General features: G+C 46.3%; 16 protein-coding genes. 5 read left to right on the top strand and 11 right to left on the bottom strand.

Features of this window, described 5'->3' with window-relative positions; genetic code table 11:
• Positions 1-233: 233 nt before the first annotated feature.
• Entirely contained in the window at positions 234-1,505 is a 1,272-nt protein-coding gene (locus P4361_RS00385) for an ATP-binding protein (protein WP_328087726.1), read from the top strand.
• 59 nt (positions 1,506-1,564) lie between these two features.
• Here P4361_RS00385 and glpX read toward each other — a convergent pair whose 3' ends face one another.
• From glpX to P4361_RS00355, 6 genes are all read right to left on the bottom strand, one after another.
• Positions 1,565-2,530: a class II fructose-bisphosphatase gene (gene glpX, locus P4361_RS00380; RefSeq protein ID WP_328087725.1), complete on the bottom strand. Its 966-nt coding sequence runs from the start codon at positions 2,528-2,530 to the stop codon at positions 1,565-1,567.
• Between the two features lie 91 nt (positions 2,531-2,621).
• On the bottom strand, positions 2,622-3,272 hold the full coding sequence (gene dhaL, locus P4361_RS00375) for a dihydroxyacetone kinase subunit DhaL (RefSeq protein ID WP_328087723.1): 651 nt from the start codon (positions 3,270-3,272) through the stop codon (positions 2,622-2,624).
• 12 nt (positions 3,273-3,284) lie between these two features.
• Positions 3,285-4,289, bottom strand: a complete 1,005-nt coding sequence (locus tag P4361_RS00370) for a dihydroxyacetone kinase subunit DhaK (RefSeq protein WP_328087721.1) — start codon at positions 4,287-4,289, stop codon at positions 3,285-3,287.
• Positions 4,270-4,752, bottom strand: coding sequence for a ribose 5-phosphate isomerase B (rpiB, locus tag P4361_RS00365; protein ID WP_091002641.1), 483 nt, complete (start codon positions 4,750-4,752; stop codon positions 4,270-4,272). The genes P4361_RS00370 and rpiB overlap by 20 nt, the downstream gene beginning before the upstream one ends.
• Positions 4,753-4,956: 204 nt before the next feature.
• On the bottom strand, positions 4,957-6,204 hold the full coding sequence (locus P4361_RS00360; protein WP_328087754.1) for an MFS transporter: 1,248 nt from the start codon (positions 6,202-6,204) through the stop codon (positions 4,957-4,959).
• A 96-nt stretch (positions 6,205-6,300) separates the two neighbouring features.
• Positions 6,301-7,410 carry an MDR/zinc-dependent alcohol dehydrogenase-like family protein gene (locus P4361_RS00355; RefSeq protein WP_062238007.1) on the bottom strand — a complete coding sequence of 370 codons (1,110 nt, stop codon included), beginning with the start codon at positions 7,408-7,410 and terminating at the stop codon, positions 6,301-6,303.
• A 326-nt stretch (positions 7,411-7,736) separates the two neighbouring features.
• Here P4361_RS00355 and P4361_RS00350 point away from each other — a divergent pair, with 326 nt between their 5' ends.
• Positions 7,737-8,510: a DeoR/GlpR family DNA-binding transcription regulator gene (locus P4361_RS00350; protein WP_328087753.1), complete on the top strand. Its 774-nt coding sequence runs from the start codon at positions 7,737-7,739 to the stop codon at positions 8,508-8,510.
• 41 nt (positions 8,511-8,551) lie between these two features.
• Here the strand turns inward: P4361_RS00350 and P4361_RS00345 are convergent, their stop codons facing one another.
• The 4 genes from P4361_RS00345 to P4361_RS00330 all read right to left on the bottom strand — a co-directional run bounded on the left by P4361_RS00345 (position 8,552) and on the right by P4361_RS00330 (position 13,270).
• Positions 8,552-9,322: a glucose 1-dehydrogenase gene (locus tag P4361_RS00345; RefSeq protein ID WP_328087720.1), complete on the bottom strand. Its 771-nt coding sequence runs from the start codon at positions 9,320-9,322 to the stop codon at positions 8,552-8,554.
• 62 nt (positions 9,323-9,384) lie between these two features.
• Positions 9,385-10,371, bottom strand: a complete 987-nt coding sequence (locus P4361_RS00340; protein WP_328087719.1) for a nuclease-related domain-containing protein — start codon at positions 10,369-10,371, stop codon at positions 9,385-9,387.
• Positions 10,372-10,621: 250 nt separating this feature from the next.
• Positions 10,622-12,319 (bottom strand): ribulokinase, encoded by a 1,698-nt coding sequence (locus P4361_RS00335; protein WP_328087718.1) that lies wholly within the window; start codon positions 12,317-12,319, stop codon positions 10,622-10,624.
• Between the two features lie 78 nt (positions 12,320-12,397).
• Positions 12,398-13,270, bottom strand: coding sequence for a LysR family transcriptional regulator (locus P4361_RS00330; RefSeq protein ID WP_328087717.1), 873 nt, complete (start codon positions 13,268-13,270; stop codon positions 12,398-12,400).
• 144 nt (positions 13,271-13,414) lie between these two features.
• Between P4361_RS00330 and P4361_RS00325 the strand changes: the two genes are divergently transcribed.
• From P4361_RS00325 to P4361_RS00315, 3 genes are all read left to right on the top strand, one after another.
• Positions 13,415-14,440: a YeiH family protein gene (locus P4361_RS00325; protein WP_328087716.1), complete on the top strand. Its 1,026-nt coding sequence runs from the start codon at positions 13,415-13,417 to the stop codon at positions 14,438-14,440.
• A 231-nt stretch (positions 14,441-14,671) separates the two neighbouring features.
• On the top strand, positions 14,672-15,874 hold the full coding sequence (locus P4361_RS00320) for an MFS transporter (RefSeq protein WP_328087715.1): 1,203 nt from the start codon (positions 14,672-14,674) through the stop codon (positions 15,872-15,874).
• Positions 15,875-15,921: 47 nt separating this feature from the next.
• Entirely contained in the window at positions 15,922-16,083 is a 162-nt protein-coding gene (locus P4361_RS00315; RefSeq protein WP_328087713.1) for a hypothetical protein, read from the top strand.
• A 126-nt stretch (positions 16,084-16,209) separates the two neighbouring features.
• Here the strand turns inward: P4361_RS00315 and P4361_RS00310 are convergent, their stop codons facing one another.
• Positions 16,210-16,377 carry a hypothetical protein gene (locus tag P4361_RS00310; RefSeq protein WP_328087711.1) on the bottom strand — a complete coding sequence of 56 codons (168 nt, stop codon included), beginning with the start codon at positions 16,375-16,377 and terminating at the stop codon, positions 16,210-16,212.
• Between the last annotated feature and the right edge of the window lie 109 nt (positions 16,378-16,486).

Raw genomic sequence — 16,486 nt, 5'->3', positions numbered from 1 at the left:
CCCTCTAAATATAAAAAAACGCATGGTGAGCCACCACCGCGTTTCATACCGAAACTTATTTTATTACTTTACCATGCTAATATATCAGATAGATAAAGATAATGTCAATCCAGCAAACCATTTTACTCAATTGTAATATTTTACCTCGCTCTATCGATTACAAAATGTTCTCATTCTTATTTACTAAAAAATCTTTAAAAGGTAAAATATACTTAAAATTAACAGGATGTGAAATGCAGATGGAGATCACTGTGCATTTCTGGTTCAACCTCTCACTGCTCATTGTTTTGCTCTTTTTTTGCCTGCTGGGGACTGGAAGATTTCATGCACAGCAGCGGTACCGAATGATGTTCTATGCTTATTTCATTGTGTCCTTGGTGATTTGTTATCTGTTTTCATATAAACTCAGCAGCAGTATGTATCTGGATCTGCGCAATATACCAGTCATCATCGCTGGATTTTATACAGGGTATGCTCCACTCTTTTGTTTGATCGCTGTTCTTTTAAGAGCCTTTTACGGATTCGACAGCGGGTTTTTCCTAAATATTGTGCTCTATGCAGTGCTCGGAATATCCCTATGGCGCCTCTCACCGTGGTTCCTTAAGCTTTCTTCTAACCGCCGCGTCGGTTTGGCCAGTCTCTTTACGCTGCTGATCAGCTTTTTAACCATGATATTTACCCAGATGATGTTCTCTTCCAAGGTGCTGCTTGATGTCTGGTTTGCCTATATGGTTATTCCTCCATTAGGTGCCGGAATGATTGTTTATTTTATGGAGCTCATTGATAAAAACCTGGTGCTTCAGGAACATATCGTAAGAACCAAAAGACTGGAAGCCGTAGAACAGATGGGGGCTGCCATTTCACATGAAATCCGCAATCCGCTGACCACTGCCATAGGCTTTGTTCAATTGCTGCAGGAAAATGATGCCCCTCAGGAAAAACAAACGGAATATTTGACCCTTATTAAAAGTGAGCTGGAATCTGCTGAACGAGTGATACAGGATTATCTGACGTTCTCCAAACCATCGCTAGTAACCTTAAGTGATATCTTCCTTCACGAGGAACTTCATCACGTCCTTAAAATTCTTCAGCCGCTAGCTAACCAATATTCAGTAGAAATCACAGAAAAACTTGAACCCGTATCTTCCATTCATGGAGACCGCCAAAAGATTCGCCAGTGCTTTTTAAATATCGTAAAAAATGCCATTGAGTCGATGCCAAACGGTGGAGTACTGACCATAGAATCAACGGCTTCTCCCATAAATGCCATCGTCAAAATTGAAGATTCAGGAGTAGGCATGACAAAACAGCAGATCGACCGCCTTGGTGAACCTTATTATTCTACAAAAGGATCAAAAGGCACAGGCCTCGGAATGATGGTCGTCTACAGCATTGTTCGCGCGCTGCGGGGAACCATCAAGGTCCAGAGCAAGGTAGGGAAAGGAACCGTATTCTTACTTACCTTTCCCATTAAGCCCGAATCCTCACAGCCCCTCAACCCATAATTTTGAAAGCAAAAACACCCCGCTAAGAGGGAATTTTTTATATTAAAAAACCCGCCATTTCAGTGGCGAGTCTCGATAAATTGAAAATAGTTTCCTTTCCCTCCGATGGTGATGAACGAGTGGGTACGCATAGCCCCGTCTTCCTTCTTGCGGACACCGTCTAGGAGGATGCCGTCCGTGATGCCCGCAGCGACAAAGAAACAGCTGTCACTTTTCACAAGATCATCCATTCTTAGGATTTTACCCGGATCGCTCAATCCCATCGTCACACAGCGATTAAACTCTTCATCATTTTGGCAGACCAGCTGTGCCTGAAAATCACCGCCCAGGCTTCGCAAAGCCGCAGCCGCTATTACTCCCTCTGGCGCTCCGCCTGTTCCCACGAGCAGATCGACGTCAATCTCATCGATTCCTGTAGCTATGGCTCCTGTCACATCTCCATCGGAAAACAGCTTCACTTTTGCTCCGGCTTCAAACACTTGCTGAATAAGATCATGATGGCGGGTTCGGTCTTGGATCATGACTGTAACCTCACTCACATCTTTTCCCAATGCATCAGCAACAGCCAAAATATTCTCCGTCAAAGGAGCCTCAATGCTAATTCGCCCCTTAGCTTTTGGTCCCACCGCAATTTTCCTCATATACATATCCGGCGCATGCAGCAAATGGCCGCGTTCAGCAACAGCAATGACGGTTAAGGAATTGTCCTGTCCCTTAGACATAAGGGTCGTGCCTTCCACCGGATCGACCGCAATGTCCACAGCAGGGCCAACACCTGTACCAACCTTTTCTCCGATATACAGCATAGGGGCCTCATCCAGTTCTCCCTCACCGATAACGATTGTTCCATCCATCCCGATCGTGTTCATCCGGGTACGCATCGCTTCAGTACCTGCCCCGTCAGCTTCGTTTTTCTTCCCCTTGCCGACCCACGGGTAAGAAGCAATAGCTGCCTGCTGGGCAACTGCTAGAAAATCCAGCGCCAGCGTCTGAATGTCTTCTTTTTTATCCAAGCTCATATTCATGTACGATCCCTCCCCTTCTGATTTTGGACATAGAAAAAGAGGGCCGCCTTCCTGGTTGTTTTCAGTTCAGCGGCCCTCCGGCATATAGCTATTACACGGTTTGTACAGATGTGATGACGCTTTCAAAGGCGGATAAGATAAGGTAGGAAGAAGTGGCGCCCGGATCCTGGTTGCCGAGTGACCGCTCTCCCAGCCGGCTGGACCGCCCTTTTTTAGAAAGAAGATCTTTCGTCGATTCCATGCCTTCTTTTGCCGAAGCAACCGCTTTCGTAAATGCGCCAGTAAAGTCCCCGGATTTTTCGTACTCCAGCTTCAGCGTACCCAGAGCCGGCTGAAGAGTATCGACCATCGTTTTATCGCCGACTTCCGCCTGTCCTCTTTCTTTAATTCCTTCAATAAATGCAGTCCAGAAGCTGTATAGGTCCTCTCCTGAAAGTTCGGTCTTGCCTTGAACTTCCTTACCGCCTCTCAAAAATCCTGTCGCATAAAGAGGGCCGACCGTTGAACCGACCGCGTTTAAAAACGTACGGCCTGCTGTGATGCTGATCTTTCCGCAATCTTCTTCGTCATGCAGTTCACCCTGGAGCTTTTCCTGAACAGCCTGCCAGCCGATCGACATCGTGACACCATGGTCTCCGTCGCCCAATTTGCGGTCAAGCTCGGATAAGTAATCTTTATTTTCCTCGACTGTATCCACAACACTCTGTAAAAAGCCTTTCAATTCTTTCGCTGTAAATGACATGTGGTCTCCTCCTTATCGTTGAACATACATCGGGCAATCTGCCGGTGCATCCACAAATTCTGCAAGTTCATCATCAAGCTTGATCAGTGTGACCGAACAGCCGCCCATCTCTAGTGACGTACTGTAATCGCCTACAAAAGAACGATGGATCTGAATCCCTTTTTCATTTAAAATCTGTTCCACTCTGCGGAAAACGATATAGAGTTCCATCTTGGTGGTTGAACCTAAGCCGTTTACAAGAACAGCTACTTTTTCCCCTTCACCTAATGGCATATCGGCTAGAATATCGTGAACCAATCGGTCTGCTACCTGATCAGCCGGCTGCAGATCGCCTTTTTCTACTCCTGGCTCACCATGGTGTCCGAGGCCGATTTCCATCTCATTTTCTTCAAGCTCAAAGCTTGGTTTTCCAGTCTGAGGAAGAGAACAAGGAGAAAGTCCGACACCCATCGTACGGGTTTGATCGTTTGCTTTATTGGCGACTCTGACGACATCCTCTAAGCTGTAGCCTTTTTCAGAAGCCGCACCGGCCACCTTTGTTACGAAAAATTCTCCAGCAATCCCTCTTCGTTTTTCCTTTTCCTCTTTAGGAGCGGATGCGACGTCATCGGTGACGATGACTTTGCCGACCTGAATGTCAGCCTCTAATTCTGCCAGTTCAGCCGCCATCCCAAAGTTCATCAGATCTCCGGCATAGTTGCCGTATACATAAATGACTCCTGCCCCTTTATCAATAGCCTTCGTCGCTTCCAGAATCGGATCCGGTGGCGGTGAAGCAAAAATGTTTCCTACCGCTACCCCGTCTGCCATTCCTGGTCCGACATAACCCATAAAAGCAGGTTCATGCCCAGATCCTCCGCCGATTAATACGCCGACTTTGCCATCTGCTGTTTCCCGGGCCGTTACGATCGAGCGGCTGTTTTCTGACAGCACTCTCACATGCTGCGGGTGGGCTTTTGCGTAACCATCAATCATTTCTTCCACAACATGATTCGGATTATTTATAAGTTTTTTCATGATGAACGGCATCCCCTTTCAGAAATTCTAGTTCTTTATCTGTGATCTGCTGTACTTTTCTTCCGGAATTTCCTCCTGAGAAATGAGATTCGAGATAGGTTTTAACCACCTGTTTGGCTAGCTCAATCCCGATAACCTTCGATCCCATCGTCAGCACCTGAGCATTGTTGCTTTTCTGGGCACGTTCTGCAGAATACGTATCATGGCAGAGGGCTGCGCGGATGCCTGGCACTTTTCCTGCTGCGATCGCCACTCCGATTCCTGTTCCGCAGCACAGGATTCCTCTGTCCAGTTTGTTTTGAATGATTCCTTCTCCTACCTCAAACGCCACTTCCGGATAATCGACCTCAGAACACGAATGGCAGCCGTAATCTACTACCTCGTGGCCCAGCTCTTGTATATAGCTTTTAAGACTTTCTTTCATATCAAAGGCATTATGGTCAGAACCCAATCCTATCCTCATTATACAACTCCCTTTCTCTCTATTTTAGTCTTATAACGAAATTTTCTAATTATTGTTTTCTTTCGTTTATTTTTTCATTTATTTCGTTTTATGTCAATTGTTTATTGTTATTTATTTTCATTTATTTTCGTTTTGTGTTTTGGGGTAAAAAGAAGAACGCCTCGCAAAAGACGTTCTTTTCATCTTTTTAAATTCCAAACTCTCTTATGCCTTTTGTGCTGTTTTAAATTCCTCTATTGAGACCCGTTCTGCTTCTTCCGCTTCCTTTTTGGAAAGAGTTACAAATTTCATTAGAACAGCACTCACAAGATACAAGCCTGTGTAGATCCAAATAATGCCTACAGTATCTACCATTCCAATGAAAGCCCCTACGATTGCCGGGCCGACGAATGTACTCAGTCCTGCTCCAAGGTTAAGAATAGACATTGCTGCACCCCTGTTTTCTGGAGCCAGCGAAGGAATTAGTGCTGATAAGGGTACGAATCCTGCAAGACATGCGCCATAGCAGGCAGCTACTGCTGTTGCTACAAAGTAATTAGGACCGGCCGCGAGCGGTACATAATAGAAGGCTGCTGTAAAAATAGCGCAGCCTACGCCGCCGAACCACATGACCGTGTTCCGCCACCCCAGCTTGTCACCAACAATGCCGAAAATAAGGTTAAAGATGATGTTGCTCGTCCAGAGAGAGCCGTAGATTTGCAGCCACTCCGATCGAGTAAACCCAAGATCCATCATGAACGCCGGCATGAAGACTACAAAACCGTAGGCAGCGGATGTGTTAATCGTCCGTACGATTCCACCCATACCGATTTTCGGATTTTCAAATGCGATGGTCACGCCTTTTAATAGATATCTCAAAGCGTCGCCTTTATTTTCAAATTTCTTTTTGTGTTCTTTGTCTTTGTTCAGAAAAATTGCAACAGTCGCTCCCAATAGTACGAAAACAAGTGCGCTCCATAACGTTTTCATTTCACCCAGCACCGGCAGTGCAAAGCTTGAATAGTACGCGCCAAGTACGTTTAATCCGCCGCTGAAAGCAAACCAGAACCAGCCTACAGCTGTTCCAAGCTTGTCAGCCGGGGCATAATAAGTCACCCATACGAGGAAAGAATAGGCGAAAAGCGGATATCCCAGTCCCCGTAAAGCATAGGTTGGGAGCATAATAGCAAGATTCATGCTCGTAATTCCGAACGTCAGGAAAACTACCGAACCAGCTATAAACAGCGTCAGCCCCAGCATCATCGCTTTCCTCGGTCCGAGCACTTCGGCCAGGACACCTGACAGCCACGCTGCTATCGCAACAGCAAAGCCATAAACACTAAAAATAAGAGCGGATTCCTGCATCGTTAGGCCATGGTCTGTTAAATAAGAAGAAAGCCAGCCTAACTCAAGGCCATCACCCATCATAAAAATCAAAACCCCGAAATAACCGAGAGCCATTTTCCGATCCATTCCGATTCTGTCCAAAAGACGATCCACTTGTATTCCTCCTTTGCCTGATGGTTTTTAATAAGAAGGCTGCCAGCTTCAAACCAGCAGCCATTGTTTTTATAGATTCGGATCAAGCACAACTTTCAAGGACTCTGCCCCGTTTTTCACAAGCTGGAAGCCCTTTTCGAATTCTTCCAGCGGCAGTGTATGCGTCACGACACCGTCTGTCGGAAGGTCGCCGTTGGAGATTCCTTTAATCACATGCTCGTAGCAGTATGGACCGAGGTGGGAACCAAGCACATCCAGTTCTTTGCGATCGCTGATGATGCTCCAGTCTACCGTTACCGGCTCCTTAAATACGCTGAATTCCACGAAACGTCCAAGCTTGCGGATCATGGTCAGTCCTTGCTCCACCGACTTCTGTGCGCCTGTTGCTTCAATATAAATGTCACAGCCATAACCGTCCGTTAATTCTTTGACAATGGCATTCACGTCATCCTTTGCCGGGTTGAGCACCATGTCAGCTCCGAATTTTTTGGCAAGCTCTAAACGCTCTTCAAAAAGGTCAAGCACGATTAGTTTCCCAGGTCCGGATTTCTTGATGGCGCCAATCATCCCAAGACCGAGTGTTCCCGCACCTGCAAGAACAACCACATCTCCAAGCTGAATCTGCGCACGCTGTACAGCATGGAAAGAACATGCATATGGCTCGATCAAGATAGCTTTTTCAATCGGAAGGTTCTCAGGCACTTTATAATTGATGGCTTCCTTCGTAAACTTCATGTATTCTGCCATGGCACCGTTTACATTATTCTGAAATCCGTAGAGATCATGCTTTTCACACATCCAGTATTGTCCGCGATTACAGAAACGGCAATCCCAGCAAGGAACGATCTGTTCTGAAATCACACGTTCGCCCAGCTCAAACCCGGTTACCCCTTCACCCAGACCTACTACATGACCGATAAATTCATGGCCAGGAATCATTGGAGCTTTAATATAGGCAGGCTGCTTTTCATCTCCCCAGAAGCTTGGTGCACCGTCAAACGCTTTTAAATCTCCGGCACAAATTCCGCACGCTTCCACTTTTACAAGAATCTCACCTTCTCCGATCTCAGGAACAGGAACCGTTTCAAACCGGTAATCTCCTGGCGCATATGCTACAACCGCCTTCATGGTCTTCGGAATACTCACATTCTTCGTCTCTTGTTCAGCAACCGTCTTCATGCTCATCAATATCTCTCCCTTTGTATGATAGTCATAGAGAACGCTTTCATTTTCTCAAAAAATAACTGACTTTCCTCCTTTTTGTTTTTATATTCTTTCTTTTTTTATCGTTTATTTTCGTAATTGCGAGGTATTGGGTTCATTATAGTACCGTTATGTTTGAATAGTCAATTAATTTTTGGTTTTTTTATATTTTATTTTCATTTTATTTTGTTTTATTATTGATTTACAATGTTTATGAAAGATGGTGTAATAGAATAATAAAAGTAAAACAACCAAAACGATAAACATAACTAATCGATTTGTAGGTGATTTTATTGGGAAAAATGTTTGTGCCAGAACGACGCAAAGCCATACTTGATAGATTGAATGAAAGCCAGAGAGTCTCCATCAAAGAACTTGCTCAAGAGATTCAAGTATCTGAAGCCACCCTCCGGACAGATCTATCACGCATGGAAGAAGAGGGACTGCTGAAACGAACCCATGGCGGAGCTGTCTTGGCAGAGTCAAATGACAATGAAACGAGCTTTTCCATCCGTGAAAAGAAAAACAAAACCGAAAAGTCAGTGATTGCCAAAGAGGCCGCCGCATTGATAGAGAACGGACAGTGCATCATGCTCGATGCCAGCTCCACCGCCCTCGAACTTGCCCGTGTCTTGAAGGAAAAGCAAATCAGGCTCACTGTTGTTACCAGCGGAATCAACACCGCTCTCGAACTGAATGAACATCCGGACATTACCGTCATTTTATTGGGCGGCATCGTAAAACGAGGATCACACTCCCTAGAAGGTACACTCGGGGTCAACATTCTAAGCCAGATTAATATTGATCTGCTGTTTACCTCTGCCAACGGGTTCTCCATTAAATCCGGACTTACCGATTTCAGCGTCTATGAAGTCGAGCTGAAAAAAGCGATGGTAAAGGCAAGCAAGAAAGTAGTAGCCTTGCTCGATCACTCCAAATTTCACAAAAACTCCATCGCATCCTTCGCCGCTCTCGATGACCTTGACATCATCATTACGGACAGCAGTGAAGCAGAAAGCGATAAATCCGCTCTCGAGCAGCATGGTGTTGAATTGATAACGGTGGAAACGGAATAAAGAAAAGCAGCCTGACACAATTATGTCGGCTGCTTATTTTATTACCAAATGGTATAACCTCCATCGACAATAAAGGTCGATCCTGTTGCAAAGGTGGAAGCGTCCGATGCCAAATAGATCGCTAACCCGCCAAGTTCATGCGGTTCTCCCAGCCTCTTCATCGGTACAAGATCAAGCACATGCGCGAGTTCCCCTCCCGGCGCAAAGATTGGCTTCGTCATCTCCGTTTTCATATAGCCTGGCGCGATGGCGTTCACCCGGATGTTATAGGGTGCCCACTCGGAGGCAAGACACTTTGTCATCATGGCTACTGCCGCTTTTGAAGCATTGTACGCGCACTGCGCTTCTGTGTTGGCGATAAAACTCGACATGGAAGCAACATTAATAACCGAGCCTCCTCCATTTTCTTTCATAACCTTTCCCGCATATTTGGAAAGCAGAAAGACACCATTCACGTTCACGTCCATTGTTTTCTTCCAATCTTCTAAACTCTGTTCTTCCACCGTGATCTTCTGGCAGATTCCCGCGTTGTTAACAAGAATATCGATGGTACCGAAATCGCTTACAATTTCGTTGATACAGCTTTTCACTTCATCCTCTAGGGTCACATCCAGTTTAAGACCTAGCGTTTTTACCTGATGAGCTTTGAGTTCTTCGGCACTTAGCTTTGCCGTGCCCTCGTCCATATCGGCGATCACTACGTTCGCGCCTGCCTGCGCGAGCGCTTCAGCCATCGCTTTCCCCAATCCTCTTCCTCCGCCTGTAACAAGAGCTGTCTTCCCTTTTAAACTAAAAAGCTGCTGATAGTCCATACATATCCTCCCTAAACTAAAAGTTATGTAGAATTCTATCATTTGCTTTTGTTTTGTCAATTTTATTTTTGTTTTATTTCGTTTTCTGAAGTTAGATGGTAGGAACGGTTTCGATAACCTCCTGAAGATGGGAGATTCATAGAATGGAGGATTTTCGCTGCAATAGAAGGCGAGGCTATGTTAAGAAAGTTGCGCAACTCGCGGTTTGTTATAGTACTTCCGAACAGCGCTACATAATCATTGAGCGCTGGAAGGTAAGCCGTTTTAGAAGAATGGGAGCAGCTTGTGCAAAACCACTTTCCGTAAAACCTTGTCATCGGTAAGTGATTGCAGTTTGGACAGTGCACACCTTTAAGAATTTCATTGGGTGAAATTTCATAGAGCGAGAGAATGTCGGGGGTAAAAGGGCTGTGGGCTTTGAGTAGCTGACGGGAAATTCTATTCATCTCTTTTTGGGGAATTTCTTTTGTATATCGGCGTTGGAAGGCTGCAATTCTGAAGGGAATGTCTTTGTTCTGGGTTACTTTTTTTGAGGATTCTGGGGATAGCTTTATAAGAGAGTTTTTAATCACTGTTTTGGGATGGCTAATTACAACCAGGGTTTCGACGGGGAGTACAGTCAGCTTTTGTTGTGAGAACCAAGAGAGCAGCTGTACTTTTTGCAGTTCAGCTTGAAGGATTGGATCCGCGAACGCCTCCTCTTTTTCATTGGAAATTCTGATCAATTGTCTGAAGTCTTCATCAAAAATGAGGGTACCTGCAATGTTCTTCACTTCCAAAATTAGAGCAAAACGTTGAGAAAGTATGAGAGTATCGAGTTGAAAGTGCCGTTTTCGGTCAGGAAGCCTAAGATCATGGAAAATGCTGAACTCCTTTTCCTGCAAAAAGCCCAGCGGATAGTCCAACGCCTGTTCGCCCCGATAACCAGCCAGCCTTTTGGCATAATCCAGCTCAATTTCCCGCCGTTTAGGATGATTTTGGGGAATTCGCCGCAATAATGCCTCCAAAGCGGTTATATATTGCGGGTATGCCCGTTCTTTTATGATCAAATTATTACTCTCCTTTCTTTTTGGTAGTTATTCCCGTTGATTGAGAGCGATTCCTGCTACGGTGAGTGAAATAATTGGTGTGCGTTATTTTGGTTACGTGCGGGTTTTGTTGGTTTACTGTCCACTTAAGGGAACTTACTGTCCACTTTTCCTTGTTTACGTGCGACTTTTCGCAGCTTACAAGCCAAACACAGCACGTTACATGCCAAACACCCCATCCACATCCACTCACAAAAAAAAGCCCCGCTCATCAAAGCGGGACGCCATTTTGCAGCACTTCTTCTGCCTCTCCGCTCTTCAGCCGCTTCAGTCCATGCATCAACGAACGCTTCTCCTGCCCGAAAAAATCATGCAGCTCCAAATAATAGCGGTACAGCTCTTCATACTTCCTCACGTTTTCAGGAATTGGCTTGAATGTTTCTTCCTTCACTCGTGCCATCTTGTCAGCTGCTTCAAAAATAGAATCATAGCCTCCTGCCTCACGCCCTGCCGCTACTGCCGCATACATCGCAGCGCCAAGTGCGGTCGTCTGGCGTGAGTCGGCGATTTTAATCTCGCGGTTCGTCACATCCGCATAGATCTGCATCAACAGGTGATTCCGTTCAGGCAGTCCGCCCACGGCAAAGATTTCATCAACAGCCACACCGGCATCAACGAAACTTTCAATGATCTTTTTTGTGCCAAAAGCCGTTGATTCCAACAAAGCCCGGTAGATTTCTTCCGGTTTTGTTGCCAGTGTCAAACCAACAATCGCCCCGGACAAATGAGCATCAACGAGAACAGAGCGATTGCCATTCCACCAGTCGAGCGCTACAAGCCCAGACTGACCCGGCCTGTAGGCTGCTGCCTTCTTCTCCAGTAATTGATGGACGTTCATTCCGGAATCGGACGCTTCTTTTTTCACATAATCTGGAACAGCTTGGTCAACATACCAGGCAAAGGAATCACCGACAGCAACCTGCCCGGTTTCGTAACTGATGCAGCCTGGAATAATACCGTCTTCTACAATCCCGCACACACCTTTAATCGGTTTTTCCACATCAGAAATCAGCATATGGCAAGTTGAGGTTCCCATCGCCATTACAAGCTGGCCAGGGTTTACAGCGCCAACTGCCGGAACTCCTGCATGAGCGTCAATAATCCCTACCGCCACGGCAATCCCGGGTTTTAATCCTATTAGCCTAGCCATTTCTTCTGTAAGTTCTCCCGCTTTTTCACCAATGGATAAAACAGGCCCTCGCATTTTCGTATCTAAAATGTTTTCAAGGCGCGTGTCGAGCGTGCTGAAAAATTCAGCGGAAGGATAACCCTCTTCTTTATTCCAAAAGGCTTTATAGCCGCATGTGTTGCTGCTGCGGACCATGTTTCCGGCAAGCCGTGAGGTAACCCAGTCACCCGCTTCCATAAACAGGTCCGTTTCTTCAAAAACGTCAGACGCCTCCCTCAAGATCTGCAATATTTTTGGAAACATCCATTCTGACGAAGCCATTCCTCCATATCGTTTCAGAAAACCTTCGTTCCTCTCTTCTGCAAGTCTCGTGAGTTCGTCCGCTTCAGGCTGTGCGGCATGATGCTTCCATAGCTTGACCCAGCTGTGCGGATTATCTTCCCAGTCCGGCTGCAGGCAGAGCGGTTCACCCTCTGCAGTTAGCGGCATAATCGTAGACGAAGTAAAATCGATCCCGAGGCCGATAACATCTTCTGCGCTTACCTTAGACTGTTGAAGGACAGCAGGCACCGATTCACGCAGAACATCAAAATAATCCCCGGGATGCTGCAAGGCCCAGTCCGCTTCAAGGGCTGTACCTCCAGGAAGTTTCTCATCCATCACACCATGTCTGTAAGCGGTAACACTTGTGGCAATTTCTTCTCCGGAAGCAGCATCCACAAGCAAAACCCGCCCGGATTCCGTTCCATAATCAATTCCGATCACATATTTTTTCTGCAAAACAGCAGCCTCCTTTGGTCTATCGCTCTTTTGTAGAATAGTACTACACTTTTTCGGGAAACGCACAAAAAATTAATCTCACCCCTGCTTCAAAACCCTCAAAAACACTTCCATTGCCTTCGTCTGAAATTCCGTATCCTGTGTCACGAGAGTGAACTGCCGCTGGACCGGAAAGCCCGGCAAATCAAGGACCTTAAGCGTTCCTAAAGCAAGCTCCTTCCGTATCGTCCATGTGGAAAGAAACGAAACACCGAGACCCGCCTCGACCGACTCTTTAATGATCTGCGTGCTCCCGAACTCCATCACTGAACCTGGAGTAAATCGATGGTCAGCAAACATCTGCTCTGTTGCTTCACGCGTTCCGGATCCCTGCTCCCGTACGATCCACGTTTCATCCTCAAGATCAGAAAACGAAACCACCTTCTGAGCCAGCGGATGTCCAACTGAAACAACGACCACGAGACTATCCACAGAAAAACGCTCCATCGCCACGTGCTCATCTGTCATCTTTCCTTCAATAATTCCCACATCGATATGCCGGGATGCCACTTGGTGAACAATTTCGCGGGTGTTGCCGATCATGATGGACGGGTTGATCTGCGGGAACTCCGCACGGATCGTAGCAATGATGTGAGGCAGAATATACTCACCAAATGTGTAACTGGCCCCGATGCTCAGCTTTCCGCTTGGCTGGCTCATCAAGTCAGCGACAAGCACATTCATCTTTTCATAGAGCGACAGGATTTCATTGGCATGATGGTAGACAATTTCTCCAGCCTTCGTCATCTGCACCATCTTGTTATTCCGTTCAAGCAATTTCGCATTCATTTTACTCTCCAAGTTTTTGATATAACGGCTCACCGCCGGCTGGGTGATATGCAAAACTTCCGCCGCATGCGAAAAGTTGGCTTTTTCCACGACCGTCACAAATACATGCAGTTCCTGATCCACTGTCTTTCCCTCCGGTTTTTAAACATCTGTTTAAATCCTAGTTTGGCACATTTATAACAAATTAGTTATCATCACTATCCAAAAGAGTGATTTTACTTATACTACCACCAAGAGTAACATGGAAGTACACAGGAGGAAAGACTTATGGAATACACTGAAACTTCAGCTCACATCGTAAAAAGCCCGCGCCTTCAATGGCTTGCCGGCATCGCTTTTACCTTTTTTATCGCATTGCTGGGATTAGGCTTATCCAAACTGCCCGGATTCGATCACATCGGACCGCTTGCCAGTGCCATCCTGATTGCCGTTGTTTACCGGCAAGTTTCCGGCTATCCTGAAAAACTCCGATCAGGCATTGAGTTTTCAGCGAAAAAGCTGCTGCGTTTTGCGATTATTTTATATGGATTAAAACTGAACATCGACGTTATTTTTCACCAAGGACTGCCGCTTTTGGTCCGGGGCATCGGAACCGTTGCCTTCTCCATTGTTGTAATGTACGCACTGTCCAAATGGCTGAAAGCAGACGCGTCCATCTCCCTGCTGCTCGGCATCGGTACAGGAGTATGCGGAGCAGCGGCTATCGCAGCCATTTCCCCAATCGTAAAATCAAAGGAAGAAGACACGGCGATCAGCGTCGGGCTCATCGCCTTGATGGGGACGCTTTTCTCTATCCTTTATACCGTACTCTGGCCCTTGCTTCCCTTGTCGGACAGCAATTATGGGATGTGGGCGGGCATCTCTTTGCATGAGATTGCCCATGTGGCATTGGCGGGAGCACCAGCAGGACAGGATGCTCTCGAAGTGGCCTTGCTTGCCAAACTGGGGCGCGTCTTCCTGCTCGTCCCGCTCTGCTTCATCTTTATGTATTGGATGAAAAAGCGCTCACCGGAAAGACAGAAAAACTCCGCAAAAGTAGAGTTTCCGTGGTTTCTCATCGGATTCATCATCACGAGCCTGATCGGCAGCTATGTGCTGGGAGACATCATTCCCATCCCATCACAAGTGCTGGACGACATCTCAAACCTCAGCATTTTTATCCTCACGATGGCGATGGTCGGCCTTGGTTTGAACGTCAGCTTTAGCGCACTTAAAAGCCGCGCGCTGCGTCCGCTGATCGCGATGACATTGACCTCAATTCTTTTATCCGTGCTTACCTTCTTCACCTTATAAACTTTCTTGGAATCTCCTTTCAAGAAGGTTTTTTTATGCATGAAAAGGCCTCGTCTGTTATGTTTAACAATGTGTAATAATGTAAACTGATAAGGTTTGTCAGCGACAAGATTTTCAAGGAAGCAAACGACGACTCTCCGGAGTGTACCTAGACGTACATGAGGAAGAGGAGGAGTGCGCTGACGAAGAAGATCGCCGTTGATCACAAACCAATACAAGGAGTTATCATCTATGAAAAAACCCTGGATCCGGCAAGTGACCGTCGTTGTGCTTGTCTGGATGACGTATATGTTTTCGTTTGTGGACAGGCTGTCGTGGCCGCCTGTCATTCCGCTCGCTGCAAAAGAGATGGGACTGACGGCCGCGCATGCAGGAAGTTACATGACCGCTTTTTACATAGGGTATGTCATCACCCAGTTCCCGGGCGGCGTGCTGACCGACCGGTTCGGCTATCGAAAAGTTCTGCTCAGTTCTTATTTTATGATGGGAATCTTTACTCTCACCATGTCGACGGTGCATTCCTTTGAACAGGGATTTGTCTTCCGCCTGCTGGCCGGACTTGGATCAGGCGCCATCTTTTCTGCATCACTGGCTGCTATTTTCGATCACATCTCACCTAAAAGAAGAGGTGTGGCGATCGGCTTTTTTATGACGGCAACGTCTCTTGGCGTCACGGTCGTTAACTTGTTTGTTCCGACAGTCGCTGCCGCTCATGGCTGGCGTTCTGCCTTTATTGTTGCGGGTCTCCTGCCGATTGCCGGCATCGTGCTCAGCTTCTTTTTCCTAAAAGAGAGCAAGAGGGATCATGGAACAAAGAAATCCGTATCCTCCATGAGTGAGATCCTCACTGTACTGAAAAATAAAAACCTCATTCTCGCAGGAATAGCGGGGTTTGGAGGTCTTTGGGCCACATGGGGAACCGCAACCTGGGCCAATGCTTACTTGAACCATTCGCTTCATCTTTCGCTGGTTTCAGCAGGCCGGATGATGGCGGTTTATGGCATGGCAGGTCTTTTGTGCAAACCGCTGATCGGATTCGTGTCGGACTACGTGAACAAAAAGACGATCGCGTTTTGGGCTTTATTCTTGTTCGCGCCGGTTTTGGTCTGGTTCGGCGTGAATACACACACAGGAATTCTCTTTACGCTGACTGCTGTACTTGGCGTTACTGCGTTTATCTACAGTCCGGTGATGACTGCCATTATCGGTGAACTGGTGGAGGAAAGACTCGTTGGGACGGCGATGGGGCTCGTCAATGCCATCTGGCAGCTCGGCTCGCTCATCTCTCCGCTTGTCGTCGGCATGGTGGTGGATGCGACTTCCAGCTACTTCTATGGATTCCTTGTCCTCGCTGCCGGTCCTTTAATCGGTGCCATCGTTATGCTGTTTGTTAAAATCAAGTCAAAACAGGCAGAGAAGCTGAAGGCCGCTTAAGCAAATCGAAGAGTTAATGATGCAATCGGGCGGCTGGAAGGAATAATGTGGCGGCTGAACCGGATATTCGGGCGGCTGGGTTGATTAATCTGGCGCCTGAAGCCATTAATCAGGCGCCTGGGCCGAATAATCTGGCGGCATCCATTTCGAGCCTTCTATCCACGATCAAACATCATCTTTTCACTCATAAAACAGAGGGTGTCCCCTAAGTAAATGGGACATCCTTTTTTCTATTTCCCATCCCCTTTTATTTAAACTTCAAAATTCGACATAAAACATTTAAGTATAATAAAACCTCACTATCTTTAAAACTTCTTAGGATAGTGAGGTGAAATTTAAAACAAAGCTATTAATTTGTCACTTACAACGACCAACCCCAGTAGAAAAACAAATTCTACGATGTGAACATAGAATGGCCGTTCCTTAAAATTCTTAACACCCTCAAATAGATAGTGAGTAAACATAAGGCCGATGGTTAATCCTATGTATCCCAAGCTGCTCATTCAATCACCACACTACAAATTATTTTTACATATTTCTTCGATATGGTTAGGGTTTTATCTTTTTTATGGTAAATAAAATTCTCCGATGCCAGAAATTCTTTTTTCCAGT

Origin of the sequence: Fictibacillus sp. B-59209 (assembly GCF_036216745.1) — a bacterium.
Classification (GTDB): Bacteria; Bacillota; Bacilli; order Bacillales; family Fictibacillaceae; genus Fictibacillus_C; species Fictibacillus_C marinisediminis.
This window is presented reverse-complemented; position numbering and strand designations above follow the sequence as displayed.

Coding starts and splice junctions, on each gene's coding strand:
- P4361_RS00385 (WP_328087726.1), top strand. CDS start 234: ATGCAGATGGAGATCACTGTGCATTTCTGGTTCAACCTCTCACTGCTC.
- glpX (WP_328087725.1), bottom strand. CDS start 2,530: ATGAATATGAGCTTGGATAAAAAAGAAGACATTCAGACGCTGGCGCTG.
- dhaL (WP_328087723.1), bottom strand. CDS start 3,272: ATGTCATTTACAGCGAAAGAATTGAAAGGCTTTTTACAGAGTGTTGTG.
- P4361_RS00370 (WP_328087721.1), bottom strand. CDS start 4,289: ATGAAAAAACTTATAAATAATCCGAATCATGTTGTGGAAGAAATGATT.
- rpiB (WP_091002641.1), bottom strand. CDS start 4,752: ATGAGGATAGGATTGGGTTCTGACCATAATGCCTTTGATATGAAAGAA.
- P4361_RS00360 (WP_328087754.1), bottom strand. CDS start 6,204: ATGGATCGGAAAATGGCTCTCGGTTATTTCGGGGTTTTGATTTTTATG.
- P4361_RS00355 (WP_062238007.1), bottom strand. CDS start 7,410: ATGAAGACGGTTGCTGAACAAGAGACGAAGAATGTGAGTATTCCGAAG.
- P4361_RS00350 (WP_328087753.1), top strand. CDS start 7,737: ATGTTTGTGCCAGAACGACGCAAAGCCATACTTGATAGATTGAATGAA.
- P4361_RS00345 (WP_328087720.1), bottom strand. CDS start 9,322: ATGGACTATCAGCAGCTTTTTAGTTTAAAAGGGAAGACAGCTCTTGTT.
- P4361_RS00325 (WP_328087716.1), top strand. CDS start 13,415: ATGGAATACACTGAAACTTCAGCTCACATCGTAAAAAGCCCGCGCCTT.
- P4361_RS00320 (WP_328087715.1), top strand. CDS start 14,672: ATGAAAAAACCCTGGATCCGGCAAGTGACCGTCGTTGTGCTTGTCTGG.
- P4361_RS00310 (WP_328087711.1), bottom strand. CDS start 16,377: ATGAGCAGCTTGGGATACATAGGATTAACCATCGGCCTTATGTTTACT.